The 25,165-nt window shown below is 49.4% G+C and carries 24 protein-coding genes; 9 read left to right on the top strand and 15 right to left on the bottom strand.

Features of this window, described 5'->3' with window-relative positions; all coding sequences use genetic code 11:
* Positions 1 to 306 precede the first annotated feature (306 nt).
* The 8 genes from BUB59_RS08695 to BUB59_RS08660 are packed head-to-tail and all read right to left on the bottom strand — an operon-like array spanning position 307 to position 9,211.
* Positions 307 to 3,261: a fused MFS/spermidine synthase gene (locus BUB59_RS08695; RefSeq protein WP_073228629.1), complete on the bottom strand. Its 2,955-nt coding sequence runs from the start codon at positions 3,259 to 3,261 to the stop codon at positions 307 to 309.
* A gap of 46 nt (positions 3,262 to 3,307) precedes the next feature.
* Positions 3,308 to 3,778, bottom strand: coding sequence for a P-II family nitrogen regulator (locus tag BUB59_RS08690; RefSeq protein WP_200778820.1), 471 nt, complete (start codon positions 3,776 to 3,778; stop codon positions 3,308 to 3,310).
* Positions 3,775 to 4,203, bottom strand: a complete 429-nt coding sequence (locus tag BUB59_RS08685; RefSeq protein ID WP_143160300.1) for a hypothetical protein — start codon at positions 4,201 to 4,203, stop codon at positions 3,775 to 3,777. The genes BUB59_RS08690 and BUB59_RS08685 overlap by 4 nt, the downstream gene beginning before the upstream one ends.
* 7 nt (positions 4,204 to 4,210) lie before the next feature.
* Positions 4,211 to 5,743: a DUF1538 domain-containing protein gene (locus BUB59_RS08680; RefSeq protein ID WP_073228622.1), complete on the bottom strand. Its 1,533-nt coding sequence runs from the start codon at positions 5,741 to 5,743 to the stop codon at positions 4,211 to 4,213.
* 16 nt (positions 5,744 to 5,759) lie between these two features.
* Entirely contained in the window at positions 5,760 to 6,380 is a 621-nt protein-coding gene (locus BUB59_RS08675; protein ID WP_073228619.1) for an ABC-type transport auxiliary lipoprotein family protein, read from the bottom strand.
* Between the two features lie 2 nt (positions 6,381 to 6,382).
* Complete coding sequence (locus BUB59_RS08670; RefSeq protein ID WP_083540249.1) at positions 6,383 to 7,414, bottom strand: MlaD family protein; 1,032 nt, start codon at positions 7,412 to 7,414, stop codon at positions 6,383 to 6,385.
* 14 nt (positions 7,415 to 7,428) lie between these two features.
* Entirely contained in the window at positions 7,429 to 8,211 is a 783-nt protein-coding gene (locus BUB59_RS08665) for an ABC transporter ATP-binding protein (protein WP_073228612.1), read from the bottom strand.
* Between the two features lie 7 nt (positions 8,212 to 8,218).
* Complete coding sequence (locus BUB59_RS08660) at positions 8,219 to 9,211, bottom strand: MlaE family ABC transporter permease (RefSeq protein WP_143160299.1); 993 nt, start codon at positions 9,209 to 9,211, stop codon at positions 8,219 to 8,221.
* Positions 9,212 to 9,368: 157 nt separating this feature from the next.
* Here BUB59_RS08660 and BUB59_RS08655 point away from each other — a divergent pair, with 157 nt between their 5' ends.
* From BUB59_RS08655 to BUB59_RS08645, 3 genes are read left to right on the top strand one after another with little or no spacing between them, the layout of a single operon-like run.
* Positions 9,369 to 9,947: an RNA polymerase sigma factor gene (locus tag BUB59_RS08655; protein ID WP_073228609.1), complete on the top strand. Its 579-nt coding sequence runs from the start codon at positions 9,369 to 9,371 to the stop codon at positions 9,945 to 9,947.
* Complete coding sequence (locus BUB59_RS08650; protein WP_073228606.1) at positions 9,931 to 10,296, top strand: hypothetical protein; 366 nt, start codon at positions 9,931 to 9,933, stop codon at positions 10,294 to 10,296. The genes BUB59_RS08655 and BUB59_RS08650 overlap by 17 nt, the downstream gene beginning before the upstream one ends.
* On the top strand, positions 10,296 to 10,892 hold the full coding sequence (locus tag BUB59_RS08645; protein ID WP_073228602.1) for a Spy/CpxP family protein refolding chaperone: 597 nt from the start codon (positions 10,296 to 10,298) through the stop codon (positions 10,890 to 10,892). Before BUB59_RS08650 ends, BUB59_RS08645 begins: the two co-directional genes overlap by 1 nt.
* A gap of 86 nt (positions 10,893 to 10,978) precedes the next feature.
* On the opposite strand, the gene BUB59_RS15710 is transcribed toward BUB59_RS08645, so the two are convergent.
* On the bottom strand, positions 10,979 to 11,107 hold the full coding sequence (locus tag BUB59_RS15710) for a hypothetical protein (RefSeq protein ID WP_255370639.1): 129 nt from the start codon (positions 11,105 to 11,107) through the stop codon (positions 10,979 to 10,981).
* A 325-nt stretch (positions 11,108 to 11,432) separates the two neighbouring features.
* On the opposite strand from BUB59_RS15710, the gene pgi reads away from it, so the two are divergent.
* Positions 11,433 to 13,094, top strand: a complete 1,662-nt coding sequence (gene pgi, locus BUB59_RS08640) for a glucose-6-phosphate isomerase (RefSeq protein WP_073228599.1) — start codon at positions 11,433 to 11,435, stop codon at positions 13,092 to 13,094.
* Between the two features lie 116 nt (positions 13,095 to 13,210).
* Here pgi and BUB59_RS08635 read toward each other — a convergent pair whose 3' ends face one another.
* Positions 13,211 to 14,668, bottom strand: coding sequence for an RNA-binding domain-containing protein (locus tag BUB59_RS08635; protein ID WP_073228596.1), 1,458 nt, complete (start codon positions 14,666 to 14,668; stop codon positions 13,211 to 13,213).
* A 333-nt stretch (positions 14,669 to 15,001) separates the two neighbouring features.
* Between BUB59_RS08635 and BUB59_RS08630 the strand changes: the two genes are divergently transcribed.
* A complete protein-coding gene (locus BUB59_RS08630) occupies positions 15,002 to 15,190 on the top strand; it encodes a hypothetical protein (RefSeq protein WP_073228593.1) in 189 nt (62 codons plus the stop codon).
* Entirely contained in the window at positions 15,180 to 15,770 is a 591-nt protein-coding gene (locus tag BUB59_RS08625; protein WP_073228590.1) for a hypothetical protein, read from the top strand. The genes BUB59_RS08630 and BUB59_RS08625 overlap by 11 nt, the downstream gene beginning before the upstream one ends.
* Positions 15,771 to 15,846: 76 nt before the next feature.
* On the opposite strand, the gene BUB59_RS08620 is transcribed toward BUB59_RS08625, so the two are convergent.
* Together BUB59_RS08620 and BUB59_RS08615 are read right to left on the bottom strand one after the other, a co-directional pair.
* The gene (locus BUB59_RS08620; protein WP_073228587.1) at positions 15,847 to 16,263 is read right to left on the bottom strand and encodes a hypothetical protein; all 417 of its coding nucleotides are present in this window, start codon (positions 16,261 to 16,263) and stop codon (positions 15,847 to 15,849) included.
* Positions 16,264 to 16,355: 92 nt separating this feature from the next.
* Positions 16,356 to 16,715, bottom strand: a complete 360-nt coding sequence (locus BUB59_RS08615; protein ID WP_073228584.1) for a hypothetical protein — start codon at positions 16,713 to 16,715, stop codon at positions 16,356 to 16,358.
* A 139-nt stretch (positions 16,716 to 16,854) separates the two neighbouring features.
* Between BUB59_RS08615 and BUB59_RS08610 the strand changes: the two genes are divergently transcribed.
* The 3 genes from BUB59_RS08610 (at position 16,855) to BUB59_RS08600 (ending at position 19,949) form a co-directional block, all read left to right on the top strand.
* On the top strand, positions 16,855 to 17,895 hold the full coding sequence (locus tag BUB59_RS08610) for a Gfo/Idh/MocA family protein (RefSeq protein ID WP_073228582.1): 1,041 nt from the start codon (positions 16,855 to 16,857) through the stop codon (positions 17,893 to 17,895).
* A 95-nt stretch (positions 17,896 to 17,990) separates the two neighbouring features.
* Positions 17,991 to 19,373 carry an FISUMP domain-containing protein gene (locus BUB59_RS08605; RefSeq protein WP_073228579.1) on the top strand — a complete coding sequence of 461 codons (1,383 nt, stop codon included), beginning with the start codon at positions 17,991 to 17,993 and terminating at the stop codon, positions 19,371 to 19,373.
* A gap of 84 nt (positions 19,374 to 19,457) precedes the next feature.
* The gene (locus BUB59_RS08600) at positions 19,458 to 19,949 is read left to right on the top strand and encodes a hypothetical protein (RefSeq protein WP_073228576.1); all 492 of its coding nucleotides are present in this window, start codon (positions 19,458 to 19,460) and stop codon (positions 19,947 to 19,949) included.
* A gap of 23 nt (positions 19,950 to 19,972) precedes the next feature.
* Here the strand turns inward: BUB59_RS08600 and dacB are convergent, their stop codons facing one another.
* From dacB to aroA, 3 genes are read right to left on the bottom strand one after another with little or no spacing between them, the layout of a single operon-like run.
* Positions 19,973 to 22,171 carry a D-alanyl-D-alanine carboxypeptidase/D-alanyl-D-alanine endopeptidase gene (dacB, locus tag BUB59_RS08595; protein ID WP_073228573.1) on the bottom strand — a complete coding sequence of 733 codons (2,199 nt, stop codon included), beginning with the start codon at positions 22,169 to 22,171 and terminating at the stop codon, positions 19,973 to 19,975.
* 6 nt (positions 22,172 to 22,177) lie between these two features.
* Complete coding sequence (locus tag BUB59_RS08590) at positions 22,178 to 23,773, bottom strand: extracellular solute-binding protein (protein WP_143160298.1); 1,596 nt, start codon at positions 23,771 to 23,773, stop codon at positions 22,178 to 22,180.
* Positions 23,774 to 23,794: 21 nt separating this feature from the next.
* Positions 23,795 to 25,114, bottom strand: coding sequence for a 3-phosphoshikimate 1-carboxyvinyltransferase (aroA, locus tag BUB59_RS08585; RefSeq protein WP_073228567.1), 1,320 nt, complete (start codon positions 25,112 to 25,114; stop codon positions 23,795 to 23,797).
* Positions 25,115 to 25,165: the final 51 nt, after the last annotated feature.

Here is a 25,165-nt window from a genome sequence, read left to right as displayed (position 1 = left end):
GGGCAATGCCCCCTACATCATAAACTCCCCGACGATTTATATATGGCTGGATTTGAGTGGAAGCTTCGCTTCCCTCAAACGAGCAAGGCTAGGCAAGCAAGTGCACAGCGCTTGCGATGCCGACGAATTGCGACGGGGTCTAGGGGGCAATGCCCCCTACATCATAAACTCCCCGACGATTTATATATGGCTGGATTTGAGTGGAAGCTTCGCTTCCCTCAAACGAGCAAGGCTAGGCAAGCAAGTGCACAGCGCTTGCGATGCCGACGAATTGCGACGGGGGTCTAGGGGGCAATGCCCCCTACATCATAAATTCCGAAGTTTCTGTAATTCTCTCTTGATGAGTCTGCGTTCAACTCCAAAGAAGCTTTCATTTCCTTCGATGGCATCCTTATAGATAGCCATAGTCAGTTCCGGTTCATTCGCCAGGAGAGACAGCACAATGCAGCTTCTCAAGAACAGTTCGTCCATAGCTCGCATTTCATAGTTGTCGTAGAACTTGGCAATATGGATAGCAGCCTGGGCGTAATCCTTGGCGCGGGCAGCTTCCATGATGTTGAACTCATCACGGAAGGATGCGGGTAGGCCGTTCTTCTGGACCAGCTCACGAACCTTCACGTAGACCGCATTGGTATCGCGAGTTTCCAGCGGAATTCTGCGAATCCATTCCACGTACTCATCACGGAATTTCTGGAACTCCGCAGATTTTTCAAGAGAATCCGCCTTGACGGAATCTACCGCAAGTTCTTCTGGAATACGGGCAGAACTATCCTGCGCTTCCTTCTCAAATTCCTTCAACAGGTATTCCGCATAGCTCAACAGGCCGCGGGCCACAAAGGGATCTGCACCCTGCTTCAGCATGGCTTCCACGCGGGCGGCACGGCGGGGCTCGTTATCCTTGGGGTCAAGGTACTGTTGCCAGCAGACTTCACAGGAGTCGAACATCTGGACAATGTGAGCCTCAGAGTGGGTAAAGCGGGCTTCCTCGGCACGGTTATCCACCATGGGGACGAACACGCTGTTAGGCTCCACGCCATCCAACAGGGCGGAAACCATCTTGTTGGTGAACAGGAAGTTTCTTTCGCCAAAGAACTCAGGTTCGCGATGAATGCGGTTGAATTCCTCCACCAGCTTGGGGTCCGTGCTGAAACGTCCAATGCCCTTCTGGAAAACGGGCTGGTCGCTGGCGATCATGATGATGTCCGGTTCGTCGGTAGACTTGTAGAGACTTACATAGGGGAAGTTCTTGTCCAGAGCCTTCAAGATGTTCAGGAACATGAGATCGTTAAATTCGTAGGTCTGAATCCACTGCACCCAAAGTCCGCCCGGTTTCATGTAACGGCGCATCTTGGCGTAGAATTCATCAGCGAAGAGACCAGCCACACCGCTCACCCAGGGATTGGAGGGCACGCTGATGATCATGTCGTACTGGCGACGGTTAGTATGGAAGAAGGTGGTGGCGTCATCAATAAAGATATGAATGCGGGGATCGTCGTAACCGCGGTTGTTCCAGGGGTAGAAACCCTTGGCCAGATCCATCATGGCTTCTTCAATTTCAACGCAGTCGAAATCCTTCAGCAGCGGGTCAGCCAGCAGGTAATGAGCGCCCATACCGCTACCGAAGCCCACCATGGCGGCATCGTAAGGTTTATCCATCACAGCCATGGGCATGAAGGCGGTGGCAGCCTGAGTCAGTTCGTCACTGGCAATGGGAGCCTCGCGATCCTTACTCATGCTGGCGTCAGCCTTACCATTGGTCTTCACGTAATAATGGACCGGAGATTCATGGAAACTGATGGTCGCGGTTTTTCCATCGATGACTCGAATTTTCTCGTCCGGATGCAAGTTCTTGTATGCACGGAAAGCGCCGGAGGTAATAAGAGAGGGATCGAACTTCACGAATAAAGCGGGTAACACCATCACAGCGGCCACCACATAGAACATAACGCTACGGCGCCAACGCTTGCGGTAGACTGCAATCAGGATAAAGCCGATGGCAAAATCCAGAATAGCAGCAAGAACCAGAGCGCCCTTCAGCTGGAGCAGCGGGAGGAGCAAGAGGCCACCGCCAGCGGAACCGAGAATGGAGCCCAGAGTGTTCCAGCCGTAAACCTTACCGATGGGAGCTTCGCTCTTGAAGGCGCGGGTCAGAATCAAGGTGATGAGCGGGAGCGTCATGCCAGCGAAGAAGCTGGTGGGTACCATCCACAAGAGGGACAGAGCGTACTTAAAGAGACTCCAGCAAACGTAACCATCAGAAGTGGGATTGAAAATCTGGTTGGCCTCATTCATCATGGCCCAGAAAGGCTGATGGAAGTACAGCGTACACAGGGCAAAGAAGGCCATGAAAATCTGCGCCAGAGACAACACGATAAGAGAGTCCTTCTTCAGGAGCTTACCGCTAACAGCGCTGCCCAACGCAAGGCCCAGAATGAAGGCGGAAAGCATCTGGTCAAAGCTATGGCTAGAAGACCCCATGAGCAGGGACAGCAGACGAGTCCAGACGATTTCGTACACGAAGGAAGTCAAGCCCGTGATGGCCGCAATCCAGAGCCAGGTGGTCTTGGGAGGCATGGGCAAGTTATGCTTTGCCACATAATCTTCGTTGGGATCTTCTTCGGTAGCGTCCACCCCTTCGGATTCATGAACGGGAGAAGTTGAAAGCCCGATAAAGCTAAAGATGGCAGCCAGCAGGAAGTTAATGCCGGCGGCAACGCACAAAGTTGCGTGGTTCCCTACGTTAGGAATCAGCAAGTAGCTGGTAGCGAGAATACCGATGGCAGAACCCAAGCTATTGGTGAAGTAAAGCATGGGCAGGGAGACTTCCGCACCGCTCTTGCGCATGAGACCAGCAGCAATGAAGGGGAACGTCATACCCACCGCAATAGCAATCGGCAAGGTGGAACCTGTTGCCAGAAGCACCTTCACGATTTCTGCCCCGCGGGAGCTAAGACCTGCGGTAAATTCCGAAGTGAAGAATATTCCCGTTAAAAGATTGTACAGCGGGTGGTACGCCACACCGCCAATACCGATGGCAAGTTCCACCAGGCCGTAACCCAGGAGGGGGCGCTTGGTTTTCGTCACCAGCCTGCCAGCCACAAAGCTACCGATGGCAAGGCCACCCATGTAAATACACAGGGTCAGAACCTGACCATAGCTGGAATGTCCCAGGAACAGCTTTAAATAGCGAGCCCAGGAACCTTCGTAAATCAGGCCTGCAAAACCCGACAACGCAAATAGAAAATAAATGAGAATATTCATGGCGTAAATTTATACAAATTACGTCACGATAGATGCAAACAAATGTTTATGCGTCTTCTTTCTTATCGGACTTATCAGAGCGAACAATAGAAGCCATCTTCTGAGTCAATCGAGCCGCAATGGAGGCGTCTTCCTTATCGCTCTTTTCGGCTGCAGCCTTTTCAGCAGCGGCGGCCTTAGCGGCGGCAATGGCTTCCTGAGTCCAAGGGGTGAGACCCACCACGTTATCCACGGGAAGAGAGAATGCAATGCCCTGGCCCATAGTGTCGAGACCAGCCTTCTGGTAGAGAGCATGGAGCACGGCATCCTTAATTTTCACATCCACCAGAATCATGACGATTTCCTTTTCCGGCTGGATTGCAATCTGGAAAAGGGATTCCGCTTCCTTATTGGCGGTACCACGAGCATTCAGGATGGTGCCACCGCGGGCGCCTGCTTCCTTGGCGGCGTCCATGACAGCTTCAGAAAAACCAGCGTTCACAATGCAGAAAATTACTTCGTGATTGAATCCGTTCATTTTTCATTTCTCCGAACCGCATCGCGGTTGTCACTTAAAAAATTAAAGATGGACTTGCCAATAACACTTGCCATGGGAATGGTATAGGCAATGCCTTTTCCGCCCACGATGGTATTGAATTTTTCTTCCAAGCTTTCAAGAGCAGCCTTCAGTTTATCTTCACCGATAATGCTGAAAATTGCCGCACGGTCCGATTCCGTGAGGCCCATAGCGGAGGCAATTTCACGAGGGGCAGTGCCCTTACCGTAAATCACCATCTGCATATTGACGCCAAAGCTTTGAATGTGGTCCATATAGAAATCCGCCTTGGCGCGGGTCACCACCGTAATCAGGACCTTAAGTCGGTTCATGGAAACGGCGGAATGTCCATCGGGGACAACGTGTCCTCGCCTTACGCTAGCAAATCTTTTCCCAAAATCAGCCATTTCCTACCTACACAAAATCGATGATCTGTTCGTCATCCGCATCCTGAATGCGGCGCATCATGAGACGGTTACGAACCATTCTGGAAACAACAGCCTTAAAGCCCAATACCTGAATGGTGATCAGCGGAGTCATGGCCACCATGGCCACAATGCCAAAAGCATAATTCAAGACTGAATCCCCTCCACCGTGAATACTGGCGCAAGCACCAATGGCAAGAGGCAAGATAAAGCTGGAGGTCAAGGGACCGCTTGCCACGCCACCGGAGTCAAAGGCAATGGCCGTATAAAGTTTAGGCACAAACAGGGACAGGGCCAAAGAAATAAAGTAACCCGGAATCAGGTAATAGATAATGGGGAATCCCATCTGGATTCGAATCATGGAAAGCCCAATGGAAATGCCCACACCAACGGACAAGGCGATTAACATGGAGCGCTTGGTCACAAGACCGTCTGTAATTTCTTCGACCTGCTTGTTCAAAACGTGTACAGCAGGTTCTGCAAGCACCACCACCATGCCAATGACAAAGCCTGCAATCACAAGAGCCTTAGGCAGTTGAGCCAGCTGCTGGCCCAGTTCAAAGCCAATGGGCATAAAGCCCACCGTCACAGCGGTCAGGAAAATCACAAGACCTATAAATGTGTAGGCAATACCAAAACCAATCTGGACCAGCTTGGACTTGGAAAGTTTCAGCACCGTCACCTGCAAGATGGTAAAGAAAACCACAATAAGGCTCAGGGCCACAATCACTTCCTTCGCCACCGCAAGAATGGTAGGCATGAAATTCTTGCCCAGGCTCGCATCAATGGAATAGGCGCTTTCGCTCAGTTCGTAAGACAGGTCACCCTTGGAAAAAAGGATCAAGCCCATCAAGGCGATAATAGGTCCAATAGAGCAAAGGGCAATGAGGCCGAAGCTATTTTCGTTGGAATTCTTACCGCCAATGGCACCAGCCACACCCACGCCCAAAGCCATGATGAAAGGCACCGTAATGGGACCGGTGGTAACGCCACCACTATCAAATGCCAGCGGAACAAAAATATCCTTGCCCATGGAGACCATCAACATACCCAGCATAAAGAGGGTCATGTAGAAGAAGGTAATCATGGCGGACAAATCGTAACGGAACACCACCTTGAGAATGGCAAAGAGCAGGAACAGACCAACGCCCACACCAATGGTTCCAATCAGCATGGCAGGTGTCACTGCGTTTTTCACCTGTTCGGCCAAAACGGACAAGTCCGGCTCCGCAATGGTAATGAGTACGCCCATGATAAAGCAAATGGACACCAAAAGAATCAAGCGCTTGGATTTTGCAAGACCGGATCCAACATGTTCTCCCATGGGAGTCATGGCCAGGTCCGCACCCAGGTTAAAAAGTCCAATGCCAATAACCAGGAAAATGGCGCTTACGCCAAAGACCAGCAATTCCTTGGGAGTCAAGCTGACTAGGGGCGTAAAGGATACCAGCATGACAATCAGCGTTACAGGTAACACTGATTCAAAGGATTCCTTTAACTTTCCTAGCAAGATCTTGAACATTGCGGAGGCAATATAGCTATTGTGCGCTTTCAGTGGCGCTATTCAAAGCCTGTTGGATTTCCTGAAGTGCGGTCTCGGTATACTGTTCCAGCAATTTGGAAATGGCGGTAGCGAATTCTCGCATGTCATCACCGTCATAAGACTTCTTGGAATCGAAACGCCTGCTCCAGAGGTCGCCATCGCTATCCGTCTTCTTGAAGGACATGTTCATAGCCAGATGAGCTTCGCGGCCGTTGTCCCCGTCGATTTCTTCCACGGCAATTACGTGCATGGAAAGTTCATAGTCGGGCTTAGCCGTAGGGACGCTTTCTACAAACTGGAAAAGTCCAGACTGTTCCAAGCGAAGGCTTACGGCCTGTTCCATCAGGTATTCCGGACGGGTTGCCCAGGAGGAATAATTGTAGAACATGAAATCGTAGGCAGATTCACGATAGACGATGTTATTACGGCGATAAGCGGGATCGATGGAAGCCTTCTTCACCAGGATACGGGCAGGAACAGGCTTATCCGCAACAGCCTTACCAGCGGGCAGTACTACCGTATAGTAGCGCATCGGCTTCTGGGAGCCGAAACATCCCGTCAAAGAAATGGCGATAGCCGCAATGGCACATGCAATAAAGAGTTTCTTAAACTTCATTTTTAGTCCCTCCCGGATTCACCGCTACCGCGAATGAGGCTAGACGGATTATTCTTGATCTTCTGGCTAAATTCGTTGATGTTATCCAGAATTTCGTTCATCTGGCTTACCCCTTCAGAGAAGGAGTTCTGGTTCTTGTAAAGGAACAGGTCGATACGTTTGGACATATCCTGAACGGAATGCAACGTCTTTACCAGGTCATCGTTCATCTGCTTGGTATCCAGAGCGGCGAGCTTCGTCTGGAATTCATCCAAAGTCTTCTTCAGTTCTTCCGCCAGGTGGGCTTCCTTCATTTCTGCAGAAACCGTCTTGAAAGCCTGGGTGATGGAATCCAGATTGTGGATCGGAGCATCCAGAGACTTCACGAAGGCACGACCATCGCCAATCAGCTGGCTGCCGTTTTCCACCATGCGGTTGCTGTTGCTAACCAAAGTGTTGCTGTTCACCACGAGGGTATTGGTATGCTCCATCAGCTTTTTACCACCAGCAGAAGCGTTCTCCAGATTGGAAAGTGTGCGGCTGATCTTGCTTGCATTTTCCGAAGAAAGAATAGTATTCAGGTTGTTCACCAGAATTTCTACACGTTCCAGCATGCTTTCTGCCTGGCCAGTAATTTCGTTAATGCGGTTCTTGCCCACTCGAATCTGGGAGCCATCGGGAAGGTTCGCTTCCATAGCTTCACCACCAGAAAGAATCAGGTAGCGGTTACCCGTTAATGAAATTCCGCTAGTCATCTGCACCGTAGTACCGGCCTTGACGGGAGTCTCGGGATTGACTTCAAACCACACCACCACCTTATTCAGGTTCATGGGATCAATCTGAGTCTTGGTGACGCGACCCACATCAATACCGTTCAGCATGACGCGTGCATCTAGGGACAGACCTTGCACAGATTCAGAGAAAATGGCAAAGTAGGCAATCTTCTGTTGGCGGACCTTCTCCCCAATGAGGTAGCCCGCAAAACCGAGAATACCCACTATACACAATAGCAGGAACAATCCCAGTCTTATTCGTTCAGCTCTTGTAGTTTCCATAATACTCCAGCCTTTTAATCCACAAAATCAAAATCATAGTAGCGAGCGCCAGCGGCTTCGTCAGGGCACTTGCGGTCAAAGAAAGTTCTTATCTCGGGAATATCCGATTCCAGCCCCTGCTTTAGGGTACCATCCAGAAGAACTTCTCCTTCCTTCAAGAAGACGAACTTGTCGCAGATGGTCTTAATACTCTCTAGCTCATGAGTCACGATGACCACAGAAATCTTCAAGTCATCTCGCAAAGTCAAAAGCAGTTCATCCAGGGAGCGGGCGGTAATGGGGTCCAGACCCGCAGACGGTTCGTCGCAGAACAACAGTTCCGGTTCCAGAGCCAATGCGCGGGCGAGGGCCGCACGCTTTTTCATACCGCCGGAAAGTTCCGAGGGATACTTGTTAAAGGCATGCATCATGTGGACCTTTTCCAGTCGATCCGCAATGATTTCGTCCATCATCTTCTTAGGCATTCCGGGCTTGTGCCTCTGCAACGGGAGAGCCACATTTTCCGCCACCGTCAGGCTTGTCAACAAGGCGCCCCCCTGGAACAGAACGCCCGTACGCTTACGGACTTCATCGGGAATGGGCACCGTGGCAGGATATTCCTGGCCGAAGAAGGAAATACTTCCGCCCAGGGGTTTTTCCAGCTGGAGGATGTTATTCAATAGCGTGGACTTACCGCAACCGGAACCGCCCAGAATGACGCGGATTTCACCGGCATTCACCCCGAAGCTTACGTCCTTCAGGATTACGCGGTTTCCATAGCCCGCCTTCAAATGTTCCACTTTCAAAATCTCAGTCATACAACCTCTAGTAGAACACAAAGGAGAACAAGGCGTCGGCAAGAATAATGCCGGCAATGGAATAAACGACACAAACCGTGGTAGCCTTACCTACGGCATCCGCACCGCCGCTGGCCTTAAAGCCGCGATGGCAGGCAATGAGGGTCACGATCCAGCCAAAGACCATGGACTTGATGACACTCTTGAAAAGAAGAATCAGAGGCATGCTGGTGCGCAGGCCTTCCCAATAATTGCGGGGAGAAATTTCACAGAACCAGAAAGCCACCAGAAAACCTGCAACGCAACCAATAATACTTGCCACAAAGGAGAGCAGGGGAACCGCAATGGTCATGGCCTTGAAACGAGGCACAATCAAATACTGGATAGGGTTAATTCCCATGGTGCGCAAGGCCTTGATTTCTTCCGCCACGTTCATGCTGGCAATTTCTGCAGTAATGGAGCTGCCGGAGCGGCCCGCCAGAATGATAGAGGTCAGCATGGGACCAAGCTCTGCAAACATCAAAAAACCAACGCCCACAGAGAGATATTCACCCGCACCGAAGGTATTCAGCTGGGTTGCACTCTGGAGGGACAGGGTAAAACCAATCAGGAAAACCAGCAAGAAAACAATGCCGGCGGCTTCGCTACCCAGGCGCAACAAATGCTTGGAAACGCCACCAAAGGGAAGTCGATGCTTGTCGAACCTGCCAATAAAGGTCCAGTAAATACACTCACTGAGCAGGTAGAAGAGGGTCTTCATGGTTCCGCAGACCGCAAAACCGGCCCCGCCGATCAGTTCCAACGTCCCTGCAGATTCCTTAACTTCTGATTTCGGGATGTCAATTTTGCGAATTTTCGCCAATTCTTCACGAATTTCAGGGGAAAAATGGCTCAGGCGCAATTTTTTGCCCTGACGCTCCGCTTCCGAGGCTACAGCAGCAAAAAAGGCCTTCCCTTCCAGATTCAGGGTCAAATATCCAGACCCATCCAATTCCAGGTCCGATTTTTTAAGTATCCGCACACAACGAGATACCCAAGAATGGCAATCCCTAGGTTCAAATTCGGCAGGAAGAGTTAAAACGACAAATTCGTCCACATTTTAAAGGTAGCAAAACTTTTACATTTGATTGCAACCGATTGTTTTTTGCGTACATCTAATGGGTATAATGAGTTTCAGTATGGCCGAATCCACAATCATCCGAAAACTTAAAGGTGGCAGCCGCGAGGCACTGGCCCTGCTCTGGCAGGATCATAGCGCAAACGTGCTGAACCTTGCGTTCCGTTTCATGAAGGATCGCGACCAGGCAGAAGATATTCTGATGGATGTTTTCGTTCAGGTTCCCAAGGCAATCCAGAGTTTCCAGGGAAATTCCACCCTAGGTACCTGGCTGTTCAAGCTTACCGTAAATGCCTGCCTCATGAAGCTGCGGGCAACCAAGCGCCACGGCGAGCTGGAGGAAGAACATATCGATATCATTATCGAAGATGCCCTGGGTAAAACTGGCGACACCGACCGAGACAAGGTCCAGAATGAGGCAGAACATTTTGACCCGGAACTTCTCGAAATGGGGTTAAGCCAGCTCCCCGCGGAAACCCGCAGCATGCTCTGGCTCAAGGACAGCGAGGACCTAGACATTAAAGACCTTTCGGAAATCTATAAGACGCCCGAAGGAACCATCAAGGCAAGGCTCAGCAGGGCCCGCCACTATATCAAGGACTTTATTAAGGAGCGTATCAGCCATGCAAAACAAGCTTGATTTTTCTGGTCTGGAACGACTTACCCCTAGAGCCGATTCCTGGGAAAAAGTCTGCGCCCGTCTGGACGCGGAATCCCTGTGCATGAAATCCAAAAAGGAATCCAAGCGCAGCAACATCATTCCCTTTCGTCTTTTGAGCGCCATCCCTCTGGCAGCAAGCGTTGCCCTGGTGGGTCTTAGCGTCCTCATGACAGCATTCTCTAACGCATCCGACGAAATCTCTGTCAACAAGGTGACTTCCACTGAAGTGGCCAGCTGGTACAGCAACCTGGGCAATCACCAGAGCGATGATTTCGACACACTGGATGAAAACGTAACCCTCAGCTATTTCTATAAGGAGTCCAAATAATGAAAGGTTCTGTAAAGCTCTTTATCGCAAGCCTGATCGTGTTTGCAGCCGCCATCGGATTCTTCGTTGGATCCGTATGTGTTAAGCCCTGCCCCAAGGGCCCCATGGCCATGGAAGGCATGATGCCTCCCCCGCCCCCGGGATTCAACGGCCAGGTTCCTCCTAATTTCGATGGCAAGATGCCTCCTCCGCCTCCGGGCTTTGACGGCAAGGGCCCCAAAGGACACCACGGTGATTTCAAGGGTCACGGCCCCGAAGGTGAATTCGGTAAGGGTCCCGCCCCCGAAATGATGGATTCCTTGCTGCAGATTACCGCAGACCAGAAGGCCACCCTGGATAAAAATCGTATCACTGTCGAAGAAACCATGAAGGAACTTCGCAAGAACAAGCACGAAGCAGAAAAGGCTCTAGGCGAAGCTCTTGATTCCGAAGACGCAAAGGCTATCGAAGCAGCAAAGGCAAAGGTCCTTGAAGCAGACAAGGCTCTGCTGGACCACCGCATCAATTCCATCAACGAATTGAACAAGATCCTGACCAAGGAACAGCGTGAAAAGTTCCGCGCCTTCCATAAGGATCATATGAAGAAGCGCAAGTAGAAATTCCTTGATAAACCACAAAAGGTCCCGGCGAAAGCCGGAGCCTTTTCTGTATGGGATAAAAATGTGAGTGGCAAAATTGAGAATTAAACGAGATTAGCAATCAGCAGAGCAGCGCTGGTTGCAACCAGCAGCAAGCCACTGAGGATCGCTTCGACCTTGGGACCGTACTGCTTAGAGATCGTACGAGTCTGAGCTTTGTAACGCTGTTCCATAATTTTACCTTTTCCTTTTCACCAAAACAAGTTTATAGGTTTCCCAATCCCTATGTCCTTAAAGTACCTAATCCAGTGTGAGAAAAACCACAGTGTGATATAGGTTTCATGGACGCATTGTCCACGTCTATTTGCACTTGGAATATTCGTCCGTACTTTATTCCCCTCAATTTTATTCCATGTAAGAATATCGTAATAAGGTCGCAAAGTAACTCCGAAGCGGCCCCTCGGCAAGCTTCCAGAAGGTTGGTGAGCCCGTCGAACCATATAACTTTTCTATATTTCCACCCGTATTTAAACACCCGCTTAGCGGAAAGGATAAACTATGTCTAAACTGACTGATTCTCAGGAATGGAAGGCTCTTGAAGCCCACTCCGAAGTTGCAAAGACTTGGCACATGAAGGAACTCTTCGCCAAGGACCCGACTCGTGCTGCTAAGTTCAGCGCTGAAGCCTGCGGCATCTTCCTGGACTACTCCAAGAACATCATCACTGACGAAACCATGGCTAAGCTCCAGGACCTCCTGAAGTCTGCCAATTTCGAAGAAATCCGCGCTAAGTACTTCGGTGGCGAAAAGATCAACACCACCGAAAAGCGTGCAGTTCTCCATACCGCACTCCGCTACAAGGGTAACGATCAGATTTGCGTCGACGGCAAGGACGTTATGCCGGAAGTTCGCGCAGTTCTCAAGCACATGGAAGACTTCACCAAGCTGGTCCGTTCCGGTTCCTGGAAGGGCTTCACTGGCAAGTCCATCAAGTATGTTGTGAACATCGGTATCGGCGGTTCCGACCTGGGTCCGGTGATGGTTACCGAAGCTCTGCGCCCCTATGCTGAAAAGCCGGCTGCAGGCGAAACTTCTCCGGAAGTGTTCTTCGTTTCTAACATCGACGGCACTCACATGGCAGAAACCCTGAAGAAGGTCAATCTGGAAGAAACCCTCTTCATCGTCGCTTCCAAGACTTTCACCACTCTCGAAACCATGACCAACGCACAGACCGCTAAGGAAGCTGTGCTCAAGGCTTTCAATGGTGACGAAAAGTCCATCGCCAAGCACTTCGTTGCTCTTTCCACCAACACCGAAGCAGTGTCTGCTTTCGGTATCGACCCGGCTAACATGTTCGAATTCTGGAACTGGGTTGGCGGCCGCTACTCTCTGTGGTCTGCAATCGGTCTGTCCATCGCTCTGCGTATCGGCTTCGACAACTACATGAAGCTCCACCAGGGTGCTTACGAAATGGATCAGCACTTCAAGACTGCTCCGGTCGAAAAGAACCTGCCGGCTATCCTCGCTTTGATCGGCGTTTGGTACAACAACTTCTTCGGCGCATCCAGCTACGCAATGCTCCCCTACGACCAGTACCTCCATCGCCTGGCTGCATACTTCCAGCAGGCTGACATGGAATCCAACGGTAAGACAGTTGACCGCGACTCCAAGCGCGTGAACTACCAGACCGGCCCGATCCTTTGGGGCGAACCGGGTACCAACGGCCAGCATGCCTTCTACCAGCTGATCCACCAGGGCACCAAGATGATTCCTTGCGACTTCATCGCTCCGGCAAACAGCCACAATCCTGTTGGCGATCATCACCAGAAGTTGCTCTCCAACTTCTTCGCTCAGCCCGAAGCTCTCATGAACGGCAAGACCCTCGACCAGGCTGCAGAAGAACTCCGCAAGGCTGGCAAGTCTGAAGAAGAAATCGCTTTCCTCGCTCCCCACAAGGTGTTCGAAGGCAACAAGCCCACCAACTCCATCATGATGGACTACGTTTCTCCGGAACGTCTGGGCGCTCTCATTGCCATGTACGAACACAAGATCTTCACTCAGGGCGTTATCTGGAACATCAACAGCTACGACCAGTGGGGTGTTGAACTGGGTAAGCAGCTCGCCATGAAGATCCTCCCGGAACTGAAGGCAGACACCGAACTCAAGCACGATTCCTCTACCAACCAGCTCATCAACTGGTTCAAGAAGAATCAGAAGTAATCATTAGGATGTCATCCCGACACTCCTAATGTCATCCCGGACTTGTTCCGGGATCTCCTTAACAAAACAACCCGTCCGGTTTATGCCGGGCGGGTGTTTTTTTTCATTAGGATAGTTCACTTCACGATAACCCAAGTGCCGTTCTTGTTGGCACCATCGCGAGCAATCAGATTCTTCTTGGTTAACGATGCTATTGCACGATCTACAGAAGCGGTAGAACAATTCAACACTTGAGACAAGCTGCTTTTTGTCCAGTTTTTTTGCTGAGACAAGCAATGTAATAGTGAAACTTCCCGAACCGTCAGAGAGGTTGTGTCATAACCCGCCACAACATCACGCAAGCCACTTGCGGTATTTTTTACGTATGCAGCGGCACCACTAGAAGTTCTCCCATTCAAATCTATCGAACAATTTATCACATCACGTTTTTTATTCTTTTTGACGCGATAAAAATTGAATCGAAGTACATTGCCCAATTCAAGAATCTCAGGAAAGTCAACACCAGCTTCCGTACACAAAGTTTGAACACGTTTTAGTCCCGAGCCCCAGCCTTCAACAACGCCAATCTTTTCCAAGGTTCTTGCCAACACCCTGTTGCGGGTAGCGGTCACACCATTAACAGCATCACTGACCGTCAAGGAGCCATAAAGCATTCCCGGCGAAGTAATTTCAACACGATTATCGTATACAGCAACCTGCACTGCTGATGGCAACTGGTAATTACGATGAACAACCGCATTAACAATCAATTCACGTAAAGCAACCGTAGGGAGTTCATACACCTTCTTATGAGTCACTCCTTGAATATCTAACCCCATGTTGATGTGTTCTAGCACAAACTGAAACGCGCCATCAATTTGCTTGCACAACGGACCTTCAAAATCCTTCTTGTCAATAAAGACGGTTCTGTCATTTCCCTTAAATCGGGCACATTGTATTCGTGACGAAAAATCATGTTTTCCAACAAGAATGGCGTAGGCGTTTGTTGCTTGTAAACCACTTTCAAATTCTCGCAGAACCTTAAAGTTCACAAGATCTTTCTTCTGGATGCGGCGTTCCGCACGTTCCGAAAAGTCACGACACAACTCAGATAAATCAGACTTTTTCACAGGAATATCTGGACGAGGGAATTCGTCATAGTGAATATTCTTTCCGCGGAAACGAAGCTCATCTAGGATGGCTTCATCCGCTTCACGACTGGTCGCCCCCATGCGCACAAACGTACCTCGTTCCAACCCATCGCTTTTGATGTGATAAGGCGTTCCATGACCAGGATAAACCTGTATTACGACAATCGTTTTGCCTTCCAGAGATTTCGCATAGACATTGGGAAAAATCATGGGTTCACAGGATGTTGCCACCACATCCACAATCTTATCCTTGAATTCAAAAACATCGATATCATCAGAAATGCCCAAAACACGCCTTTGATCGTCCACGCCAACCACAAGCTTTCCGCCAGCACCATTAGCAAAGGCAACGATAGTCTTTAGCCATTTTCTGGAATCCTGCGGAAGCACCGCTTTAAATTCCAGTGTTCTAGACTCCCCTGCAGCAATTTCATCAAAATTCATAATCCCCTCCACTTATCACATCATTTACCACTTCTTTATCACATCACAATATACAATTTATCACATCATAAAGCAAGTATGATGTGATAAATCGTGATGAAAAACATCCCAAAAATTTTGTTAACTACTGTTTGCAAAAAAGAACAACCGACATACTCATCCCTTGCTTTTATATTCCTCAGATTATATATTTTCTATAGATAGAGAAATCCCCTTACGAGGGGCAAGTTAAACTCTCTGCTTGACGTCGTTGCTTTGCAACAGAAAACCCTATGGGGAGTCCGGCCCCTGGCGCTCAACGTAGGGCACTAATGTAAAAGTCAGGGAGATATTATGGCAACCTCTAGCATTACTCACAACTTTGTGATTGATAATCCCGAAAGCGTTAAACGCTTTGTGGATTCCTTGGATGCTGCAGAAAAATTTGCTGGACAGCCTTTACAACCATTGAACGGGCGCATTTTGACCGAACAGGATGACATCCTTGCTTTTGCAGCAAGGATAAAAAGCAATGCAAAATGACTATTCAGTAATCTCAATAGCGAGATTTATTGAAAATAGTGAAGAACGCTCATCCGATCTTCAGAAACTAATAAACACTTTCGGTTGTCCACAAAATTCTGACGTGGAACATTTTTTGCATTTTAATGCCATTGACTTTTCACGGCGAAAAATGTCTGGAACACATTTGGTATGCAATTCTAATGCTGAAATTGTGGGATACTTCTCATTGGCAATGAAACCAATTGTATTTCATGCAGAAACGATGTCAGGAACTTCCAAGAAGAAAATTGAACGTATTGCAAAATTTGACGATTTGTCAAACACATATACAGCAAGTGCCTTTCTAATCGCGCAACTTGGAAAAAATTACAATCTTCCAAAAGAAAACAGAATTGAAGGGAATGAATTGCTACTCTGGTCAATAAATACAATCAAGCAGCTCCAATACGAAGTCGGCGGAGTAATCGAATTTTTAGAATGCGAAGACAATCCTTTTCTAAAAAATTTTTATGAAAGCAATGGATTCGTTTATTTTGACAGCAGAAATACAAGTGATTTAACTTCGAAAAAATTTTTGCAGTACTATAAATTCGTCTAATTTTTTGCGATTACTTAAAGTCTGCACAAAAAATCACCCCGCCCAACGATGTATTGGACGGGGTTCATGTGCTAGATTACACTGCTAAGTGTTGCAGCAGGGTTTGGGCACAGTCGCCTTCAACGAAATGGAGCTCGCTGACGGGGCGGTACTCAAAGCCTAGATATTTGGTGAGCTGCAGGGCGGCGAACTGGTGATCCTGAGAGTAACAGAGGGTCAAATCGTACATACCATTTTCTGCGGGATGGAGCATTCCCAAATCCTGGGAGACCACCGTCAATTCCATATTGGACATGTGTTCCAAAGGTCTGGACAATAGTTTTTCCAGCTTTTCTCCATCGGTAGGACTAAACTCTAGATCGCAACCTACCACGGGGGAATTCGTGTTTTTGTACAGGACTTTTTCCTTGAGGCCAAAGAAGGATTTCTTGACTGCGATGCAGGATTTTGCGAACAGGGCCTTTGCCATTTCCATATTGTTGATGAGACTCATTTTTCTTTCTCTTTGTTAAGGTGATGCGCACACGCGCGGAAACCGCGATGACATATATCGCGGGATATTTCATGCTGTAAGAGAAAGAACGGCTAACAGAGTATGCGTTCTAGAGTATAGACGTAATAATCCTTGGGGAGATCGAAGGATCGTGTCGGGGCGATACCGCGTACCGCAAGAGAGAGCTGGCTACGTCCGCTGCGGAATCCACTCCAGAAGGAAAGCGTCGGAGGAACGTCACGACCTTGAGGCCCACCAAAAATACGAGCTTCAATAAATGCAGACGGAGAAGAAGGCGCTTCCGCATAAAAGGACTGTTCCTGCGGGGCCTGGATTTCCGTAGGCACATCTCTAGAAAAGCTATCCTGCCCGGATACAAAAAGACCCAGACCCGCCAGCAGCCCGAAGACCACTACCAGAACTGAGAATGCTTTTTTCTTTAGAGACACCATAATGAAGTCACCGTTTTTAAGCCGCCATTAATATACAACATTTTCAAGGAAAAAGCTAGGGTAAATCAACGGGTACATCGGTAAACAGGATTCATAAAAAAATACGGGCGTTTACATACCTACGATTTATATTAAAGGCATGAAAAACATGAAATTGGGCATTCTCGGATGCGGCTATATTGCCGGTAAGATGGCTGAAGCTATTAAGGTTCTGGAAAACAAGGGCATGGGAGTGGAGCTGCACGCTGTTGCCGCTAGAGATTTGAAAAAAGCCCAGGCTTTCGCTGAACAATATGACGTCCCAAAGGCCTACGGAAGTTACAGCGATTTGGCAGCCGACTCGGATGTGGATTTAATCTATATCGCAACCCCTCATTCCCATCATTATGAACATGCCAAACTTTGCATTGCCGCGGGTCGCAATGTTCTTGTAGAAAAAGCTTTTTGCGCCAACGTGAAGCAGGCTACGGAAGTCATTGCCATGGCTCACGACAAGGGAGTATTTTTGTGCGAAGCCATGTGGACCCGTTTCCTGCCGGCAGTTGACGTAGTTCGCGGTTGGATTAAGGAAGGTCGCATTGGCGAAGTACAAAGCGTGGAAGCAGATTTTTCACAGCCGCTCACTCACGTTGACCGCTTGGTAAATCCCGAGTTGGCTGGTGGAGCCCTGCTGGACTTGGGTATTTACAGCTTGACCTTCGCGGATTTATTCATCGGTGCGCCGATCGCCAGTCTGGATGCTCGCTGCATCAAGACGGAAACTGGGGTGGATGCAACCGACTGGATCAACATCACTTACAAAAACGGCAAGAAGGCTTATCTCAAGACGTCCATTGCAAACCCCTGGCATAACGAAGGGATTATCTACGGTACAGCAGGATACATTCGGGTCATAAACTTGAACGACTTGGAAGAGTTGCAGGTTTACGATACCGCAGGCCTGCTGGTGGAATCCGTGAAGCCGGAAAGGATTTGCAACTGCTATGAGTATGAGGTACTGGCTTGTAAGAGGGCCTTGGAAAGCCAGATCCTTCGACGCGCTTCGCTTGCTCAGGATGACATTCGTGTACAAGAATGTCCCGAGATGCCGCACAGCAAGACAATGGAAATGATGGAGTTGATGGATTCCATCCGGGAGCGTTTTGGCGTCAGCTATCCTTTCGAGATTTACGAGAAGTAAGGAATATATTCCAAAATGAAATAATCATGAGGCATTCTAAAGCAACATTTTAATTTAGTTTTTATAGGTTAAAAGTTCTAGCGAAGGAGTTTTTCATGAAATTTCTTGATTTAAAAATCATTGCGCCTCTGACGGCGGCTATGATGGCAGCACTCTCTGCATGTAGTAGCGACAGCTCCAGCTCTGAAGAAAGCGAAGATTTAGATCCCATCGTGGACAGTTATGCCGATCTTCCCACCTGCGATGAAGAGGAGTCAGGCTCCCTTTATATCGTGAGGGACGAGATGGCCGCATACCGATGCAGAAAAGGCAAGTGGACTTACCTTTCCAACTATGAAATTCCCGAGACCATCCGTGACACGACCATCATCCACGATACAACCCAGGTAAACGTTCATGACACAACCTTGGTCAACGTCCACGATACAACGCTGGTAAACAAAAAGGTCTATCTGTGCGGTGAAGATGAATACGATCCTAAGACGCAAAGTTGTCAGGATAATGTTATCATAGATGGGCTTTGCAACAACGATACCAGGGGTTCTATTCAAGCTAGTTCCACCGAAGACAAGTATACCTGTACCGTCGATTCCAAGGGTAAACTCGTTTGGCGTGTGGTCACAGAAGTGGAAGAAGTTCTAAACAGCAACGAATGTGACGAAAGCAAAGCCGGCGAGACGACAACGTTCGGGTACTCCAACTATATCTGTGACGGAGAAAACGGTTGGACATTCGACTATGACAACCTGAAAAAAGGCGAGTTGAAGATTGGCGAACAAGTATACGCAACAGTCGGCATTGGCAAACAGATGTGGATGGCGCAAAACCTGAACTACACAGACTCAGTCGCACATCCCAACTTGAAGGGCGAAGTTTCTTGCTACGGCAAGAACGACGACACCAACTGCGATGCTCTTGGCGCCTACTACAGCTGGACTGCAGCCATGGACTTCCCTGCCGATTACGCTGATTCCGTTGTTGGGGACAAGATCAAGGAACCGCATCAGGGCATCTGCCCCGATGGTTGGCATATTCCTTCCCTCAAGGACTGGGACATGCTAAATGATTTTGTAATCGGCACCAATGCTACAGACACCACCGCAGGAACAGGCCTTAAGGCTCAATCCAGTTGGAGAGACGTAGTCACGAGCATCGACACGACCACCAACGACACAAGCAAATACAGTGGCAACGGAAACAACGCATACGGATTCAACGCATACTCCGGCGGAACAATTAAGTATACAGACGGCAGTTACAAAAGCACCGAAAAGGGAACATTTGCTCTTTTCATCGTCGCTGACGAACTCGTCTGTACATACGACTATATGGACGGCGGCAAGTGCCGAGACTACCTTACCCCCATTCGTGCAGACCTGCGCTTTGACAAGCTCACTCTACGCTATCTGCAGTCCGATACTTACACCCGCAAAACCCGAATGTCGGTACGCTGTGTAGCAGATGAATACAAGGACTAATCCAGTATAACATCTCATACGATTATAGAGTCCCGCTGATTAGCGGGACTTTATTATTTTTATCCATATAGAACGGGACTCCCCATGGAAAATATCGCCGACATCATCAAGAAACTTTCTCCCTTAATGGATGAATCTTCCGAAATTTTTCGGGAGCTGTCCATCTTCTTTGGGGCGGGTTCCAAGGTGGATGTCCACCAGGGGGATCTGGCAAAGTTTCTAGGTCACAAGCGTCTCTATCGAGTGATTAGACTGAAGGGTGAATCCTACAAGGATTGCGTCTACCAGCTGGTGGACGACCATCCCGAATCGATGGAAGCCTTGGGCATGTTACGCTACTATCGGGCTCCCGCAGGAAAAATCAAGTGGGAAGAAATCGAGAAGGCGGAAACCGCCATAGGAAACGAGCTGACCACAAATGCATACGGCTGGATGCCTGACGCATGGACCGTTTTTGAAGCGGATTTAAACAGCAAGATCCCCGATCAAGTCGGGGATGACGGCAATACTCAAGTCGGGGATGACCGTAATACTCACGAGCTTGTAGCCATTCTGGCTTTTGACTTCGGGGATTAGCCCCTCGGCTTTGCTCGGGGGCCTTATTTCTGAATAAATTCGAAGAGGGAAATTCCAGGAAGTTTGCCCTTGCTGGATTTCAGATAATCCACCATATTCATTTCCACCACACGTTTCTTTAAAGAAGAAGCGTGACGGACTCGGGGAAGTTCACCTGGAATGAAAACCACAAAGCCAGTGTGGTAGGCATCGATAATGGATTTCTTGGAAATGAAGGCAACACCCAACACAAGCAGAGGGCCTTCGTAAGGCTTGCTCATGAGCTCCACGGCCTTGTCATAAGGCAAGTAGCGGATGTCCACCTTGGGGTCTTCTGCGGGAACGCCATTTACCAGATACTTCAGGTTCTTCGCCTTGAAGAAAGCGTTCTTCTGCATGGTACGAACAATAGTGGTATCTCCCGGCATTTCAACCACACGGGCGAAATCACCTGCGCCGACCCAGTCCGCAATGAGGTAATGCTTGCGGTAGCTGAAATCAATCTGGCCGTCGTAATAACGAATTTTCTGGTGGGTGCTGAAAATAGAATCAGCGCTTGGAGCAAGAGCCATTGCCAGAGCGTGTTCCACGTAGGTAACGCAATCCAGAGAATCCATGTACACCAGAGGTTTGCTATCGATATTACCCAGATAGCTTTCGCCCATAGGACCAAGCAAATACGGACGTCCAATCAATTTACTGGAGAAGAAATCCAGACGGGCCGGCAAATCACCAATGCCGCGGGCTTCCTGCCACATGGACTTCATTTCCATCAGGGAACCGTAATTGTCATTGGTCTGATTAATGAGACGCATCCACAAAGTGTCCAGAACGTCCTTACTGATGACGTCAGGATTCTTGTTGGTTTCATTCAAGTACATGGCCACCGTCAGGGTATCTCCATCCATGGTCTGGATGTAACCGGCAAGTCCGTGGACTTCGCCAATAAAGCCGGTCTTGAACTGAGTGAGCCAGGGATACTTCAGTTCCTTCATGCGGGAGCTGCCAGAGCCCACACCCGGGCTTGCAAAACTACGGATGTAGTATTCGCCCTTGGGGTGTCTTGCCATGAAGGCCAACAGCTTGGTTTCGGATGAGGGCTTCAGGCGGTTTCTGAAGGAAAGGCCGCTGCCGTCATACACCTCAAAGTCTTCGCCGCTAATGCCTGCTTCTGCCAGGAATTTCTGTTCCAGCGTCTTGCCGCCTTCCACACTTCCATCATTTGCAAGTTCCGCTCCCATATTGCGCAAGAGGGTTTCTGCATGATAGTTCTGGCTCTTCTGATTGATTTCATCCAGAATGCTCAACAGCGGAGCGGCAGAGAAGACGAAACGCTTCTGCATTTTTGCAGCACTATCCGCAGCACCTTCAGGAATTTCAGCAGGAACAAATGTGAGACCGCGATCCTTCAAGGCCTGCTTGAAGGCGGCATCAAAATACAGCACCGGATTACGGATGGGGAATGCCACCTGAGCAGAATCACTTTCAATATCAAAGTCACCGCTTACCGTCACGATGTTACGTTCCGGATCCAGGGCATATTCCCACTTCAGCTTACGGCGGCGCTTCTTAGGTTTCTGAGCGGTCTTCAGTAAGTTGCGAACCTCGGTATACCCGATGTCCGGTTCCACCGTTACAATAGCGGGATCACCCACTTTCTTGCCGGGCTTAATCTTCAGCAAGCCGCAGTTGTCATTGAAATTGAGCGGGGCAATTTCGGCACCATACCAAGCGTCAAAAAAATTCTTGCGCCAGTTGTCCGGATTGGATTTCCAAGGGCCCTTGTAGTAAGAGGAATCCAGGTTGATGTTTCCCTTAATGGAATCAATGCCCAGAGCCTTGATAGAATCCGCCATGGCATAGAGCATGTGAAAAGGATTGGCATAGAAACGGCCGGAGAAATTCGGATCACCCTGACCGCGAACATTCACGACTCCATTAAAAACTTTACCATTCTGCACACCATCCAAGGTGATAAAGGTTTTGGGCTCATAATCCAAGGGCAGGTAATGAATGGCCGTCGCAGTAGTTAGGGTTTTCAAGGTGCTGGCAGGAGTGAACTTTTCGTAGCCGCGAATATTGACCAGTTCTTCCCCGGTCTTTACGGAACGAACAGAAAGTCCAAAGCGGGACTCCGGAACCATGGAATCCACAATTGCTTGAAAATCAGATACATTCAGCTTCGCAAAAGAAGGAACAAACAGCGAAGCACACAGGCCAATCCACATCCAAAACTTTTTCATAACACCCTATTTATTCTTACGCTTCATAATCCTGCGAATTTTCTTGATGCGGGAACGTAGTTTCCACAACATAAACAGGAGGGCAACACCAATCAGGCAGCGAACAACAAACACCTCATGATCTCGAGTATGAGATACCGGAGACGGCTTAAGGTTCAAGTTGGTAGGTTCGATTTCTGCCGGCAAATCCGAAAGACGCTTTGCGATTTCTTCCAGGGAAGGCTGATTCTTAGTGGAATCAACAGGAGCCTTCAGGATATCGTTCACAGCCTTGTCTGCAGCCACCAGCAACTTGGCAATTCCCATGGCGCGTTTCTTTGCGTCCAAGGTCTTAAAGTTCACTCGCCCCACGTCACCTGCAAGATTATTCATCAGAGCTTCGATGGCGCCCCATTCTGGAATGTTCAGGAAGGTCTTGCCCCTTTCCAGATTATTGACCAGCTGGGTATAGCGCATATCCTTCATCCAAATGCGGACCAGGCCCTGGTCTGCGGGAAGGAAGCCAATCTTGCGGGAGAAAGCATCCATGTTATCCGCACGGAGGAGATACACCAGAAGTTTTTCCGCCTGGGCGTGACGGAGAGCATCGCCCCTTTTGGAAAGAGCCAGATGGCTACCGCCCACGAAAGCGGCCTTACCACCAGGACCAATCGGGAAGGGGATAGTCATAATGCCATCTTCTGCGATGGGCGTGGTACGAAGGCCTCCTTCCGACGGGAAAAATTCCAGCAAGCGAATCAGCTCGGAGGTGCCGTACACCATCAGCTGTTCGGAACGAACAAAGCGATCTGTATTTTGGGAAGAGTTGTCCTGCAGGCTGTTGGGAGCCATATCCACATCCCCCATGATGGCGGCGTATACAGCAAATCCCTTCAGGAAGTTGGAATCCAGAAGGCCGCTACGAAGTCCTGCACTATCACGAACGATGAAATCGCCCCCGAAGTTCCAGATTACAGGCGCCATCTGCTGAGCGCCAGACCAGTCCCCTTTGGACGGGAATGCGAAGGGAGCCACCTTCTTTCCAGCGACGTTCTTCAAGTCGCTCTTTCCAATGGCTCGCAGCGTTCCCATGAACTTGCCAATAGAATCCACGTTGGATTCGTTGACGTTCAGTTCTTTCCACAGGCGTTCATTCACAAAAAGGCCGCGAACGTCCATGAACCAGGGCATGGCGTAGTAATTCGTATCCCCTTCCAGATGAGCACTTCTTAGGCCAGCCTCCATAAAGCGACTAAAGTCTATCTTGAAAGACAGGGAATTCAAGGAGCGCAAGCCACCGACAGAGGCGAAGTAAGGAACCCAGGTAGACCCCAGCTGAACCACATCAGGAGAGTCTTCCATGCCTGTCGTATCCAGCAAAGCCTTCTGGATTTTTTCAAACGCATCAATCCATTCCAGGATAACGATGTTAACGGAAACACCAGTCTCCTTCTGGTAATTGCGCATCAAACTTTTCAAGCTCCCCTGAGCTCCAGCGCCATTGTTAATGGCCCAGATGACCAGAGTGTCACTTGAACGCACTGCAGAATGAGTCGGCCCGCCAAAAGACAAGCCAAAACTCACCAGGAGCACCAACAAAACACTAGACAAAAACTTCGTCACTAAAACTCCAACCCTAAACCATTACTTAGAAAGCTTCAAGAAGTCTTCGAAATACTTGGGGTACGTCTTGTTCACGCAAGCCGGATCCAGAATCGTTACCGGCACACCGCCCAAGGCCACCAGACTAAAGCACATGGCCATACGATGATCGTTGTATGTTGCGATGGAAGCATTTTCCGTCGGTTTTTCCGGAGGGGTGATCTCGATGAAATCGTCACCGGCAACCACCTGGGCGCCCACCTTACGAAGTTCGTTGGCGATGGCGGTAATGCGGTCCGTTTCCTTCACCTTCCAGCTGGCAATTCCACTAATGCGGGTCTTGCCCTTGGCAAAGAGTGCCAGAGGCGCAACCGTCATGGCAGCATCCGGAATGTCGTTCAAGTTCATGTCCACACCCGTCAGCGGAGCACCAACGCACTCCACCCAGTCGGGGCCCATGGTCACCTTAGCGCCCATAGCGGTAAGAACCTTGGTAAAGGCAATGTCACCCTGACGGCAGTCAGAACCCACACCCAGCACGCGAACCTTACCGCCAGTAATGGCAGCGGCAGCCAAAGGATAGCTAGCGGAACTTGCATCACTTTCCACCATATAGTCACCTGGGCTTACATAATTACCCTTCGGGACGTAAAAGTCAGTGAGGCCTTCGCGACGCACTTCGATACCGAAATGTTTCATCACATCCAGAGTGAGCAGGATGTAAGGCACAGAAATCAGCTGGCCTTCCACATGAATATGCATTTCGCTTTCGGCGTAAGGAGCACAAATCAAAAGTGCGGTCAGGTACTGGCTAGAGATGTTTCCACGAACACTGACGGTACCGCCCTTCAGGCCATGAGCCTTAATACGAACCGGGGGGAAACCATCCTTTTCCGGATAGGATACGTCTGCACCTAAAGTCTTCAAAGCGTCCACCAGATCGCGGATAGGACGCTCCTTCATGCGGTCAATACCGGTCAGGTTAAACTCGCCTTCGCCCAGGGTCAAAGCAGCACAAAGGGAACGCATGGCAGTTCCCGCATTCCCTAAGAACAAATCCGCCACAAAGTCGCCATCCGCATTTTCCGGAGCGTTCAGAGGGCCACCGTTACCTTCCACCACCGCTTCCGTAAAGTCTTCGGACATCTGGATATTCACGCCCAGTTCCTTGAGAGCCTCGCCCATATAGCGGGTATCGTCACTGCGCAGCAAATTGTGCAGCTTGGTCACACCTTTAGCCAGGGCGGAAATCAAAAAGACGCGGTTGGTAATGCTCTTGGAACCCGGAACGCGGATTTCGCCGTTATAGGAACTAAGGGCCGGCAACTGGATGGATTCAGGACGTGTATTCGAATTAGCCATAGACCGAAAAATTATATAGTTTCAATGAGTAGCCCAAAGATAGAAATTACA

This window comes from Fibrobacter sp. UWEL, from assembly GCF_900142535.1.
GTDB lineage: Bacteria > Fibrobacterota > Fibrobacteria > Fibrobacterales > Fibrobacteraceae > Fibrobacter.
The sequence above is the reverse complement of the archived record's forward strand: the minus strand, read 5'-3'. Positions and strand labels throughout refer to the sequence as shown.